Source organism: Actinomadura bangladeshensis (genome assembly GCF_004348335.1).
In the GTDB taxonomy this organism is placed as follows: domain Bacteria; phylum Actinomycetota; class Actinomycetes; order Streptosporangiales; family Streptosporangiaceae; genus Spirillospora; species Spirillospora bangladeshensis.
On sequence record NZ_SMJW01000082.1, the window covers coordinates 1 to 13,149 of the forward strand.

Sequence of the window (13,149 nt, forward strand, 5' to 3'; positions counted from 1 at the left end):
CGCAGGTCGACTTCACCACCTCCGAACGCTGCATCCCCACCGACACCTTCGACTGCGACCCGTCCAAGATCGGCGCCAACCCGGACAAGTGGTGGGACGTCCCCTGGGACCTGCACTGCGACTCTGGCCAGAAATGCGAGGACACCCACGGCACACTGTCGCCGACGTTCTGGTCCCGCAAGCGCCTCACCAAGGTCACCACGCAGATCCTCAAACCGGACGCCTCGGGCTATCGGCCGGTGGACTCCTGGGCGCTCACCCACGACTGGGGCCTGGCCGACATCGAACGCGACCTGCTGCTGATCGGCATCCAGCACACCGGCCACGCCGCCGACGGCACGACCGTCACGCTGCCGCAGGTGACCTTCACCCCGGTGCAGTTGCCCAACCGGCTGGACCGGACCGGCGACGACATCCTGCGCTACGTCCGCTACCGGGTCGGCACCATCCAGGACGAGACCGGCGGGCAGATCGACATCGACTACTCCAACCCCGAATCGAACTGCACGCTGTCGGATCCGCCGACGCCCGAGACCAACACCACCCGCTGCATGCCGGTGATCTGGACACCGCCCGGTAAGGAGGATCCGATCACCGACTGGTTCCACAAGTACGTGGTGAACAGCGTGATGGTGTCCGACCGCACCGGCGGCTCACCGGAGATGGTCACCAGATACCAGTACCTGGGCGGCGCCGCCTGGCACTTCGACGACGATGACGGGCTGACCAAGCCGAAGAACAAGACCTGGTCCCAGTGGCGCGGCTACGGCCACGTCCGCACCTTCACCGGCGACTACACCAACCCCGCCACCCAATCCGACACCTTCTACCTCCGGGGTATGGACGGCGACCGAAAGAACAAGGACGGCGGCAAGAAGTCGGTCACCGTCTCCGACGGTGAGGGCGGCACCCACACCGACCACGACGCCTTCGCCGGATTCACCCTCAAAACCGTCACCTACGACAAGCCCGGCGGCACCGTCTACTCCAAGACGGTCAACACCCCATGGAAGACACAGACCGCGTCGCGGACACGGTCATGGGGCACCACCACCGCCAACGTCACCGGTACCGACTCCACACAGACCTGGACCGCCAAGGACGGCGGCGGCTGGACCCAGATCAAAACCGATAACACCTATCAGTCCTCCAAGCCTGGCGTCGGTCGCATCACCAGGGTCAACGACCTCGGCGATGTCACCACCGCCGCTGACGACACGTGCACCCGCACCGACTATGCCGACAACACCGACGCCTGGATGGTGAACTACCCCTCCCGCGCCGAAACCGTCGCCGTCAACTGCTCGACCACACCCGACCGCTCCACGCAGGTCGTCTCCGACGTCCGCACCTACTACGACAACGGCGGCCTCGGCGACGGCCCCACGGTCGGGAACGTCACCAAGGTCGACAAGATCGCCTCTCACGACGGCAGCACGGCGACGTATGCGCCCCAGGCGGAAACCAGTTATGACGCCTACGGGCGCCCCACGCAGGCCACCGACGCCGCCGGTCATGTCACCACCACGGCGTATACCGACACGCGAGGTCTCACTACCGAGGTCACCACGACCGGGCCACCTGCCGACCCTGGGGACTCCTCCACGTCGCTGACCGGCACCCAGCAACTCGACCCCGCGTGGGGCTTGCCGGTCACTGAACTGGACGTGTCCAACAACAACCTGCGTACCGACCTGACCTATGACCCGCTCGGACGGCTGCAGAAGGTGTGGCTGTCCGATCAGCGCAAAGCCACCGACTACCCCAACTACGAGTACTCCTACCGGGTCACCGACGGGCAGATCGTCGCGGTTACCACCAAGGCCCTTGACGCTGGCGGAAGGCAGAAACTCGGCAAGATCGAATTGCTGGACGGGCTGCTGCGCACTCGGCAGGTCCAGGTCCCCGGCCCGGACGGCCGCCTGATCTCCGACACCTTCTACGACGACCGCGGCCAGGTCACCACTACCTACGCCCCCTACACTGCCACCGGAGCCCCCGAAACCACCCTGTTCGGTGTCTACAACCCCGGCGATATCGAAACCCAAGCCCACACCCAATATGACGGCCTGGGCCGCAAAACCGTCGAAAGCCTGAGCACCGGCAACGGCGAGCAGCCTGACAGCGAGCTGTGGCGCACCACCTACGGCTACGGCGGAGGAAACCGCCTCTCGGTCACCCCACCCGCCGGTGGCATCCCGACCGCACAGATCACCGACGCCCGCGGTCGCGTCATCGAACGTCGCCAGTACAAGGCCGCCACCCCCACCGGCGACTACGACGCCACTACCTACGCCTACACCCCCGCGGGCGAGATCGCCTCGGTCACCGACCCGTCCGGCAACACCTTCACCACCACCTACGATCTGCGCGGCCGCAAAACCAAGACCACTGACCCCGACAAGGGCACCACCACCTTCACTTACAACGACCTGGACCAGGTCACCTCCACCACTGACGCCCGCGGCAAGAAAGTCTTCGTCGACTACGACGGGCAAGGCCGTAGAACCGCCACCCACGACGGCGCGGCAGACGGCCCTGTCCTGGCTTCCTGGGCCTACGACACATCAAAACGAGGCAAGGGCAAACTCGCCTCAGCGACCCGGCACACCGCAGACGGCGACTACACGAGCGGCGTTTACAACTACGACACCCTGGGTCGCCCCGAAATCAGCACCCTCACCATCCCCGCCTCCCAAGGTCCTCTCGCCGGCACTTACGCCTTCAGCGCCAGCTACAACGCCGACGGCACCATCGAGGGCCAGAGCCATCCCGCAGTCGGAGGACTTCCGGGTGAAGTCGTCATGCACGCCTACGACACCTGGCAGCGCCCCACCGGACTCAAGGGCAACACCACCTACATCAACACCGCCCAGTACACCCCCACCGGCAAACTCGTCTCTCTCGAATACGGGACAGACCCAGCTAAGCAAGCCTGGCAAAGATTCGAGTACGAAAAAGGCACTCAGCGGCTGGTCACCGCCCGCACCAACCGCGCGAATATTGGCGGCGCCGACCGCCACGCCACCTACCACTACACCGACGCCGGCACCATTACCTCCATCACCGACACCTCTCGCGACGGCGCCGACAACCAATGCTTCACCTACGACCACCTGCAGCGCCTCACCCAGGCCTGGACGCAGAACACTACCGGCACCTGTGCCAGTGAACCCGCCAGCTCGGTGATCGGTGGACCGGCCCCGTACTGGCACACCTTCACCTACAACACCGCCGGCAACCGCAAGACCCAAATCCTGCACGGCATCGGCGGCGAAACCGACACCGCTCGCACCTACACCTACGCCGACCCCGGCCAAGGCAACCGCCTCAACCAGATGGTGCAGACCGGTGGTGAAGGTGACCGCACTGACACCTACACCTACGACGCCACTGGTAACACCGTCACCCGCACCACCGGCACCAACCCCCCGGGCCAGGGACAAACCCTCGACTGGAATACCGAAGGCGAACTCACCAAGGTCACCGAGAACGGCGTCACCACCAGCTACATCTACGACGCCGACGGCAACCGCCTCATCCGCAAGGACGCCACCGGCAGCACCCTGTACATGCCCGACGGCACCGAACTCCGGGCGCTGACCGGTGCGACCACCGCTACCGGCACCCGCTACTACACCTTCGGCGGCCAGACCGTCGCGATGCGCACCTCCGACGGCACCATCACCTACCTCACCGCCGACCACCAAGGCACCGCCCAGGTCGCCATCAACGCCACCACCCAGCAGACCACCGTCCGCCGCACCGACCCCTTCGGCAACATCCGCGGCCTGGACGAGGACGCCACCTGGCTGGGCGACAAGGGGTTCGTCGGTGGCACCCAGGACCCCACCGGCCTCACCCACCTCGGCGCCCGCGAATACGACCCCCAAACCGGCCGCTTCATCTCCGTCGACCCCCTCATGGACCCGGACGACCCCCAACAGATGAACGGCTACACCTACGCCAACAACAACCCCGTCACCCACGCCGACCCCGACGGCCTATGCCCGACAGACATCTGCGGCATAGGCATCGTGAACCCCGGACACACCAAGCCAGCCAAACACGGAGGAGCTGGTGGGTGCGGCCACGACTGCGGACAACCAGGGGGCGGATTCGGAAACCTACAGTCCGGCTACAGCAAGGGAACTAGCGTCACCAAGCCCGTCAGGGTCCGCTGGGGCGACCAGACCGTGCATGCACCCAGCCTTATCGCCTATTGGACTGCCGTCCACAAGATGCTCCAACAGGTGTACAAGAATAACTACGGCGACCTCGGCGGAGTCGACCCTCAGCTCATGCCCGAATGCGGCATCAACAGTAGCGACAACACTCCCTGCGGTCCCGGAGATCTCGGTCGCCTCGGTAACTTCGGAGAACTGATCTGCGAGATCGGCCACTTCAAATGCGACCGCATGTCCGGATGGGAATTCTTCGGCGCAGGTATGGGTGGCTGGGACGGATCATTCGGCAAAGACGGAGGAATCGCAACTGTCAATGGCGGCCATGGCCTAACAGGCAAAAAATCTGGCGCAGGGCGAACCGCGTGCAAGAACAGTTTCGTTCCCGGAACGTCAGTCCGCATGGCTGATGGCAGCGACAAGCCCATCGAAGACGTCGAGGTCGGCGACAAAGTCCTAGCCACCGACCCCGAAACCGGCGAAACCAGTGCTGAACCCGTACTGGACACCATCACCAGCAACGGCGACAAGAACTTCGTCCAGATCACCGTCGACACCGACGCCCCCGCGCTGGCATGGATGACCGGCGCAGAGGCCAAGCCCAAGGCTGTCAGTCTCATCACGCCGAAGGTCGCGAACAGCGGTCTGGTCATCGCCACCGACCACCACCCCTTCTGGGTCGCCGGCGACATCAACGCCTGGATCGACGCCGCCGCCCTCAAGCCCGGCATGTGGCTCCGCACCAGCGCCGGCACCTACGTCCAGGTCACCGCCACCGAACACTGGACCATCCGCCACCAACGCACCCACAACCTCACCATCGCCAACCTCCACACGTACTATGTAGAAGCCGACGATACTCCGGTCCTGGTGCACAATGCCGGCTGCGAAAAGATCGCGCTTGGACTGACTACGACTGACGACAATCCCTATTCATTGCAGGATTTTGCCGACCACCACGATGCTCAGTACTACGAGCACTGGGATGACTTCGAGTCTGTTATCCGAGGTGCTCTGAAGCCCGAAAGCTCTACGACGATCTATTTCAACCTAGATGGGATTAGGAACCCTGCTGAGTGGGCAGACACTGCAACGTTGAGCAATCCCTACGCCTCGGACCTGACGGCCTGGGAACTCGCTATGATCAGGGCTGCCCCTCCGGAAGTGCAAGCTCGCGTCCGGTGGGTGAACGGGGATAATCCGTTCAAATGAAGGCCGGAAAATAAGATAGGAGAACATTGCGACGTGTCACTGGAAGGTCAATCATTGCCATTTTCCTTTGACCACCCATTCCAGTTGTGGTCGTACAGTAAGTCGCATGCAAAGCTCGTCCTTCGTGGACGCCCTGGCGAAGAATACAATCAGTTTGTGGACGTCGTATTCACTTCTGTGCTAGGTGTGAAGCTTGCGTCTGGCTATCGAAGACTGTTCGTCTCTGTTGCAAGAGAGACATTCGAAATCGACAATTTCTTGCAAATGCCGGGCCGTTATGAACGTGGCTACCTGAACCTCGACGTTTCAGACGGCATGCGCAGAGGATTTGTGGTGTGCAAGCGTGTCCGAGTGCGGCGTGGAACCGACTGGCAAGACTGAGTAGAGCCTGGCGGGCGCGTCGCCGTGCCTTCTGCGGTAGGCCTTCACCCAGTTGCCCACGGCGGTGTCGTGGATCCCGATCTCAGTCCGTGTTTGAGAAGTTGATCTCGGTCGGTGTGGCTGCGTGATCTTGTGTGCCGGTTCGTGCAGGGTGGCGCGATGTCTCGGCAGTCGCGTTACCCCTCGGACCTGACCGACGATGAATGGGCGCTGGTGGAGCCGCTGCTGCCACCGGTCGGCAGCGGTGGCCGCCCGGAGAAGCATCCGAGGCGCGACATCGTGGACGCGGTGCTGTATGTGGTGCGCACCGGGTGTTCGTGGCGGCAACTGCCCGCCGGCATCCTCGACTCCCAGAGCGTCAAGGCCGCCGACACCGTCGGCCGCGACACGCGAGGATATGACGCGGGCAAGAAGGTGCCCGGACGCAAGCGCTTCATCGTCACCGACCCCCTCGGGCTGCTCATCACCGTGACCGTGTGCGCCACGAGCGTCCAGAACCGCGACGGCGCCAAAGGCACGCTGCTGGGGCTGTACCTCACCTCGCCCACCTGCAGGTACGTGTTCGCCGACGCCGGGTTCGCCGGACGCCTGGTCGGCTGGGCCTCCAGCACCCTGCGCACCACGCTGAGCATCGTTCGTGAACCCGCAGATCAGAAGGGATTCGCCGTGCTCCCGCGCCGGTGGGCGGTGGAGCGGACGCTGGCATGGCTGACTGCACACCGGCGGCTGGCCCACGACTACGAACGCCACCCCGCCACCAGCGAAGCAATGATCCGATGGGCCGCTATCGGTCTCATGACCCGACGCCTGGCACGTGGTGGGCGACCCACGGTCCGCCAAGGCCGACGCCCTCTCGCGTACCAATAACAAGATCCTTCTCAAACACGCACTCAGGCGCAACGTGGGCGATGGGGCGCGGACCGTCCAGGACCATGCGGACGATCTCATCCTTGTGCTTCTGGGGTGAAAAGCCGCATATGTCATGCCAACGACCTCTTTTTACGCTTCTCCTCAACGTCAGTTGGGGAGCTGTTCGGAAGATTCGAGGCACCTCAAGGCCACGCCCGGTGCCTGGGTTGGGAGCGTGTCCAGGTCAGGTTGGCGCATCACGATCGACAGGACTGTCCCGTCGAGACCGACCGCACTGCCGGTGGATCTCGTCGAGGCGGGACTGCTCGGCGGCCAGGTAGGCGGGCGCGTCCTGCTCGGCGGCGTGGCGGGCGGTGACGCGGTCGGCGCGGGCGAAGCGGCCGATGCCCGCGAGGTGGAACGCCTGGGCCTCCGCCATGGCCCAGGGGAGTGCCAGTTGCGGCGGAGGCGGCACGAAAGGCGGTTGTGCCTGCGGGAACGTCTGGAGGTGGACGCTCGTCGTCTGGCGGCGTAGTTCATCCAGGTGCGCGATCGCCGCGTCCCGCTGCGCCTCCTGTTCGGCGCGTTCGGCTTGGCGGCGGGCCCGTTCGAGCTGGGCCGGGGTCGGGCCGACGTTGCGGGGGCGCGAAGGACGTTTGGCGGTGGAACGGCGCCGGGAGCCGCCCACCGAGGTCGAGGCGAAGAACGGGCCCATGCCGCTGGAAACGGTCGTCCTGCGCCCACCGCCCACATGGACGCGCGCCGCGCGCGGGCCGACGGACGTCCGCACGCCCCGGCTCGACACCCGCACGCTCATCCCCGGTACGCCCACACGGAACCCGAACCCCATCGCCCACCTCCGTCGTCCCTGGTGGGACGCCCGACGGCCCGCCCCGGTGTACTCGGTGGCCGATGCGTGCAACCTTTTGCCGGGTTCGCCGCATCAGGGATGTGTCGGCAAGGTGAGGGGTGTGCGGATGGCGGGGCGGGACGAGGAGTTCACCGCTTATGTGACGGCGCGGACGGCGTGGTTACGGCGGGTCGCCTACCTGTTGTGCCAGGACTGGCATCGGGCGGACGACCTCGTGCAGTCCGCGATCACGCGGCTGTACGTGCACTGGCGGCGGGCGGCGGCGGCCGACAACGTCGACGGGTACGCGCGAACGGTGCTGGTCAGGGTGTTCCTGGCCGAGCAGCGGGGCGGATGGTGGCAGCGGGTCCGGGTCGTCGAGCGGACGCCCGACGCGGTCGCCGAGCCGATGGACCACGCGGGCGGCGTGGACCTGCGGACGGCGCTCGCGGCGCTGCCGCCGCGGCAGCGGGCCGCCGTGGTGCTGCGGTTCTACTGCGACCTGTCGGTGGAGCAGTGCGCCGATGTCCTGGGGTGCTCCGCCGGGACGGTCAAGAGCCAGACCGCGCGCGGCCTCGACGCGCTGCGGCGTGTGCTGGAGCCCGAGTTCGCGGAGGGAGAGAAGCCGGTATGAACGACCTCAAGGACGGGTTGGAGCGTCTCGCCGCGACCCCGGGCCCGGCACCGGCCGTGGACGTGGCGGCGGCCGTGGCCAAGGGGCGCCGCGTCAAGCGCACGCGGCGGGCGGCGGTCGCCGTGCTGGCAGCCGGGGCCGTCGCGGTGGCGGCGGGGGTGGCGGTCCTCCAGCCGTACCAGGACGAGCGTCCCGAGAAGGTCGTGGAGCCGTCGAAGTACCCGAACCTGCTGACGGAGAAGGCGGTGTTCGGGTGGCTGCCCGCCGGATTCGTCCGGACGCGGGTCACGCAGGACGGCGGGAGCCGTCCCGCCTACACGGTGAACGCCGGGCGGGGGCCGGGGAACCTGTCGATCGAGTTGACCCTGCTCCCTCCCGGAGTGAAGCCGGGCATACCGCTGCTGCCGGGAGCCCGGAAGGGGCACCTGACGAAGGCGGCGCCGGTGAACGGGCGTCCCGCCTACTGGTCGATCAAGCCGGGCGGGCCGGGATCGGACCAGGTGGGGGCGGAGTTCCGGTGGGAGTACCGGCCGAAGACGTGGGCGCTGCTGGCGGTCAACGACCGCGGTATCGCGAACGCGGCGATCGTGCAGCGCATCGCGGCCGGGGTGCGGTTCGGCGGCGGCAAGCCGCTGGCGTTCCCGGTGCGGGTGACCGGGGTCCCTGACGGGTTGGAGGTCGGGCGGGTGTGGGTCGGCGCCGGGCCGGAGGCCGTGTTCGCGCTCGGTGGCTCGGGCCGGAACGACGAGCTGATGATCTCGGTGACCCCGGCCAGTGAGCGGGCCAGGAACCTCTCGAAACCGAACACGACGATCGACGGGCATCCCGCGTTCGACACCGGGCTCCCGCATTCCGGGCCCACGATCGGCCGGGTGCCGCCGTCGAAGGCGCGGATTCTGCGCGTCTTCGGGGTGCGCGGGTTCGACATCGGCATCGATGCGAGGGGCGAGCCGCTGGCGCGCCTCCAGGCGAGTGGCGGGCTGACCGGCCTGTTCAGGCGGGTTGTGCCGCTCGGCACCGACCCCGCGCAGTGGACGGCGACACCGCTTCGTTAGGTGTCTGTTTTGTGCCGGGGACGTAGTTCGGCGATGCTGTGGGAGTGTCAATGGAGACTCTCAACGGCGCCGCCGAGCTGCGCGCCTTCCTGCACGGCCTGCCGGGCGTCGACCGGGTGGGTGCCGATGAGCGGGCCGCGCGGCTGGCCACCCGGTCGATCAAGACGACCGCGAAGGCCGAGGCGATCGACCTCGCGATCTCGATGGTGGACCTGACCACGCTGGAAGGCGCGGACACGCCGGGGAAGGTGCGGGCGCTGTGCGCCAAGGCCGCGCAGCCCGATCCGTCCGACGCGTCGGTGCCGAAGGTCGCGGCGGTGTGCGTCTACTCGGACATGGTCGAGGTCGCCGTCAAGGCCCTCGCCGGGACGGGGATCGGGGTCGCGAGCGTCGCGACGGCGTTCCCGGCCGGACGCGCCCCGATGGAGGCCAAGCTCGCCGACACGAGGGCGGCGGTCGCGGCGGGCGCCGCCGAGATCGACATGGTGATCGACCGGGGCGCGTTCTTGTCCGGCGACTACGCCAAGGTGTTCGACGAGATCACCGCGGTCAAGGACGCCTGCGGGGACGCCCACCTGAAGGTGATCCTGGAGACCGGCGAGCTGGCGACCTACGACAACGTCCGGCGGGCCTCCTGGCTGGCGATGCGGGCCGGGGCCGACTTCATCAAGACCTCCACCGGGAAGGTGTCGCCGGCGGCGACGCTGCCGGTCACGCTGGTGATGCTGGAGGCCGTCCGCGACTACCGCGCGGCCACCGGGCGGCAGGTCGGCGTGAAGCCGGCCGGCGGCATCCGGACGACCAAGGACGCGATCAAGTACCTGGTGCTGGTCAACGAGACCGCCGGCCCGGACTGGCTGACGCCGCAGTGGTTCCGGCTCGGCGCGTCCAGCGTGCTGAACGATCTGCTGATGCAGCGCCGCAAGCTGGCCACCGGCGTCTACTCCGGTCCCGACTACTTCACGCTGGACTGAGGATCATGGTTTTCGAGTACGCGCCGGCGCCCGAGTCGCGGGCGGTCGTCGACATCCGCGCCTCCTACGGGCTGTTCGTGAACGGCGAGTTCACGGGCGGGCACGGCGAGCCGTTCAAGTCGATCAACCCGGCGGACGAGAGCGTCCTGGCCGACATCGCCTGCGCCGACGAGGGCGACGTCGACCGCGCCGTGAAGGCCGCGCGCACCGCGTTCGACAAGGTGTGGGGGCCGATGCCGGGCCGCGAGCGCGCCAAGTACCTGTACCGGATCGCCCGGATCATCCAGGAGCGGGCGCGGGAACTGGCGGTGCTGGAGTCGATCGACAACGGCAAGCCGATCCGCGAGTCGCGGGACGTCGACGTGCCGCTGGTCGCCGCCTGGTTCTTCTACTACGCGGGATGGGCCGACAAGCTGCCCCACGCCGGGTTCGGGCCCGATCCGAAGCCGGTCGGCGTGGCCGGCCAGGTGATCCCGTGGAACTTCCCGCTGCTGATGCTCGCCTGGAAGATCGCACCGGCGCTGGCCTGCGGCAACACGGTCGTCCTCAAGCCCGCCGAGACGACGCCGCTGACCGCGCTGCTGTTCGCCGACATCTGCCGGCAGGCCGAACTGCCGCCCGGCGTCGTCAACATCATCACCGGCGCGGGCGAGACGGGCCGCGCGCTCGTCGCGCACGAGGGGATCGACAAGGTCGCCTTCACCGGCTCCACCGAGGTGGGACGGCAGATCGCCCGCACCCTCGCCGGGACGGACAAGAGGCTCACCCTCGAACTCGGCGGCAAGGCCGCCAACATCGTCTACGCGGACGCCGCGCTCGACCAGGCCGTCGAGGGCATCGTCAACGGGATCTTCTTCAACCAGGGCCACGTGTGCTGCGCGGGCTCGCGGCTGCTCGTCCAGGAGTCGGTCGCGGACGAGGTGCTGGAGCGGCTGAAGGCCCGGATGGCGACGCTGCGGGTCGGCGACCCGCTCGACAAGAACACCGACGTCGGCGCGATCAACTCCGCCGCGCAGCTCGCCAAGATCAAGGAGCTGTCGGAGGCGGGGGAGGGCGAGGGCGCCGAGCGCTGGTCGGCGCCGTGCGAACTGCCGTCCCAGGGCTTCTGGTTCGCGCCGACGATCTTCACCGGGGTGGCGCAGTCGCACCGGATCGCACGCGAGGAGATCTTCGGGCCCGTCCTGTCGGTGCTGACGTTCCGCACCCCGGACGAGGCCGTCACCAAGGCCAACAACACCCCGTACGGGCTGTCCGCCGGGATCTGGACGGAGAAGGGCTCGCAGATCCTCTGGACGGCGCAGCGGCTGCGCGCCGGGGTCGTGTGGGCGAACACGTTCAACAAGTTCGACCCGGCCTCCCCGTTCGGCGGCTACAAGGAATCGGGGTTCGGCCGCGAGGGCGGACGCCACGGACTGGAGGGCTACCTCAATGCCTGACCGTCTCACGGTCCGCAAGACCTACAAACTGTTCATCGGCGGCGCCTTCCCGCGCTCGGAGTCCGGCAGGTCGTACGTGGTCACCGATGCCAAGGGCCGCTTCGTCGCCAACGCCTCGCAGGCGTCCCGCAAGGACGCCCGCGACGCCGTCGTGGCCGCGCGCAAGGCGTTCCCCGGCTGGTCCGGCCGCACCGCCTACAACCGCGGCCAGATCCTGTACCGGGTCGCCGAGATGCTGGAGGGCCGCCGCGACCAGTTCGTGGACGAGCTGCGGCAGGCCGGCGCGTCCAAGAGCGCGGCGGGCGCCGAGGTGGACGCCGCCGTCGACCGGTGGGTCTGGTACGCGGGCTGGGCCGACAAGCTGAGCGCCGTCGCGGGCGCCGCCAACCCGGTGTCCGGGCCGTTCTTCAACTTCTCCACGCCCGAGCCGACCGGCGTCGTCGCGGTCGTCGCGCCCGACTCGCCGCTGCTGGGGCTGGTGTCGGTCGTGGCGCCGGCGATCGTGTCCGGCAACACGGCCGTGGTGGTCGCGTCCGAGCCGGCGCCGCTGGCGGCGATCACGCTCGCCGAGGTGCTGGCGACGTCCGACCTGCCGGGCGGGGTGGTGAACGTCCTCACCGGGCTCCGCGCGGAGATCGCGCCGTGGCTGGCCGCCCACATGGACGTCAACGCCGTCGACCTCGCCGGCGTCCCGGACGACCAGGTCCGCGGCCTGGAGGAGAAGGCCGCGGAGAACCTGAAGCGCGTCCTCCGCCCGCAGGACGCCGACTGGAACGCCGAGCCCGGAACCGCCCGAATGACGGCTTTCCTGGAGACGAAGACCGTCTGGCACCCCGTGGGCGTCTAAGCCAATATGACGTAACGTGTGTAGAGGGTCACGAAGTGTGGAATAGATCTCCCCGTAACTGATCATCACTGGGGGGAGATCAGTGCCTACCAAGACCGCATCGCGTACGACGACGAGCCGAGGTACGGCCGGTCGTACGAAGAGCACATCAGCGACCAAGTCCACCACGGGCAAGTCCACCACGGGCCGGAAGCCCGCGGCCAAGCGCACGTCGGCGGCTGGCTCGTCCGCACGATCGACCACGAGCAGGTCGACCGGGACGAAGAGCAGCACGGCGAAGAAGTCGACGGCGTCGAGCACGACGTCGTCGGCCGCCGCGTCCCGCGTCACGAAGGCCGCGAGCCAGGCCAAGACCGCCGCGACGCAGATGAAGTCGGTGGCGACCAAGGCGTCCTCGTCGGCCAAGGCCATGACGGCGATGACGAAGGCGATGACCAGCGCCACCAAGGCGATGTCCGACGCCGCGAAGGCGATGGACGCGGCGGCCAAGGTCATCACCACGACCGCCAAGTCGTCGGCGAAGAGCAGCACGGCGAAGAAGAGCACGCCCGCGAGCAAGAGCTCCTCGTCCAGGGCGAGCACCTCGAAGAGCACGTCGAAGTCGAGTTCGTCCAAGTCGGGCACCTCGAAGGCGAGCACCTCGAAGTCGGGCACGTCGAAGTCGGGCACGTCATCCCGCAAGTCGGCCTCCGCGGCGTCGAGCCGGTCGAAGCCGACGGCGACGGCG

General features: G+C 67.7%; 10 protein-coding genes and 1 pseudogene. 8 read left to right on the plus strand and 3 right to left on the minus strand.

The window, feature by feature from the left end:
- On the minus strand, window positions 1-199 hold a 199-nt coding region (locus E1284_RS42515; protein ID WP_207923818.1), incomplete at its 3' end, for a hypothetical protein.
- Between the two features lie 40 nt (window positions 200-239).
- On the opposite strand from E1284_RS42515, the gene E1284_RS43675 reads away from it, so the two are divergent.
- From E1284_RS43675 to E1284_RS17805, 3 genes are all read left to right on the plus strand, one after another.
- Window positions 240-5,396, plus strand: coding sequence for an RHS repeat-associated core domain-containing protein (locus E1284_RS43675; protein WP_207923819.1), 5,157 nt, complete (start codon window positions 240-242; stop codon window positions 5,394-5,396).
- A 156-nt stretch (window positions 5,397-5,552) separates the two neighbouring features.
- The gene (locus E1284_RS17800) at window positions 5,553-5,777 is read left to right on the plus strand and encodes a hypothetical protein (protein WP_131940272.1); all 225 of its coding nucleotides are present in this window, start codon (window positions 5,553-5,555) and stop codon (window positions 5,775-5,777) included.
- 159 nt (window positions 5,778-5,936) lie between these two features.
- On the plus strand, window positions 5,937-6,644 hold the full coding sequence (locus E1284_RS17805) for a transposase (protein WP_131940310.1): 708 nt from the start codon (window positions 5,937-5,939) through the stop codon (window positions 6,642-6,644).
- A 226-nt stretch (window positions 6,645-6,870) separates the two neighbouring features.
- Here the strand turns inward: E1284_RS17805 and E1284_RS17810 are convergent, their stop codons facing one another.
- Complete coding sequence (locus E1284_RS17810; protein WP_131940274.1) at window positions 6,871-7,476, minus strand: DUF4236 domain-containing protein; 606 nt, start codon at window positions 7,474-7,476, stop codon at window positions 6,871-6,873.
- Window positions 7,477-7,603: 127 nt separating this feature from the next.
- On the opposite strand from E1284_RS17810, the gene E1284_RS17815 reads away from it, so the two are divergent.
- Genes E1284_RS17815 through E1284_RS17835 form a run of 5 tightly spaced genes read left to right on the plus strand, consistent with a single transcriptional unit; the run spans window position 7,604 to window position 12,422 of the window.
- Window positions 7,604-8,110 (plus strand): SigE family RNA polymerase sigma factor, encoded by a 507-nt coding sequence (locus E1284_RS17815; protein WP_131940312.1) that lies wholly within the window; start codon window positions 7,604-7,606, stop codon window positions 8,108-8,110.
- Window positions 8,107-9,165, plus strand: coding sequence for a hypothetical protein (locus E1284_RS17820; RefSeq protein WP_131940276.1), 1,059 nt, complete (start codon window positions 8,107-8,109; stop codon window positions 9,163-9,165). The genes E1284_RS17815 and E1284_RS17820 overlap by 4 nt, the downstream gene beginning before the upstream one ends.
- Before the next feature lie 50 nt (window positions 9,166-9,215).
- Window positions 9,216-10,139 carry a deoxyribose-phosphate aldolase gene (gene deoC, locus E1284_RS17825; protein WP_131940278.1) on the plus strand — a complete coding sequence of 308 codons (924 nt, stop codon included), beginning with the start codon at window positions 9,216-9,218 and terminating at the stop codon, window positions 10,137-10,139.
- A gap of 5 nt (window positions 10,140-10,144) precedes the next feature.
- Window positions 10,145-11,575 carry an aldehyde dehydrogenase family protein gene (locus tag E1284_RS17830; protein ID WP_131940280.1) on the plus strand — a complete coding sequence of 477 codons (1,431 nt, stop codon included), beginning with the start codon at window positions 10,145-10,147 and terminating at the stop codon, window positions 11,573-11,575.
- Window positions 11,568-12,422 carry an aldehyde dehydrogenase family protein gene (locus E1284_RS17835; protein ID WP_131940282.1) on the plus strand — a complete coding sequence of 285 codons (855 nt, stop codon included), beginning with the start codon at window positions 11,568-11,570 and terminating at the stop codon, window positions 12,420-12,422. The genes E1284_RS17830 and E1284_RS17835 overlap by 8 nt, the downstream gene beginning before the upstream one ends.
- A gap of 148 nt (window positions 12,423-12,570) precedes the next feature.
- Here the strand turns inward: E1284_RS17835 and E1284_RS44050 are convergent.
- A pseudogene (locus E1284_RS44050) lies at window positions 12,571-13,053 on the minus strand (hypothetical protein); the annotation flags it as partial.
- Window positions 13,054-13,149: the final 96 nt, after the last annotated feature.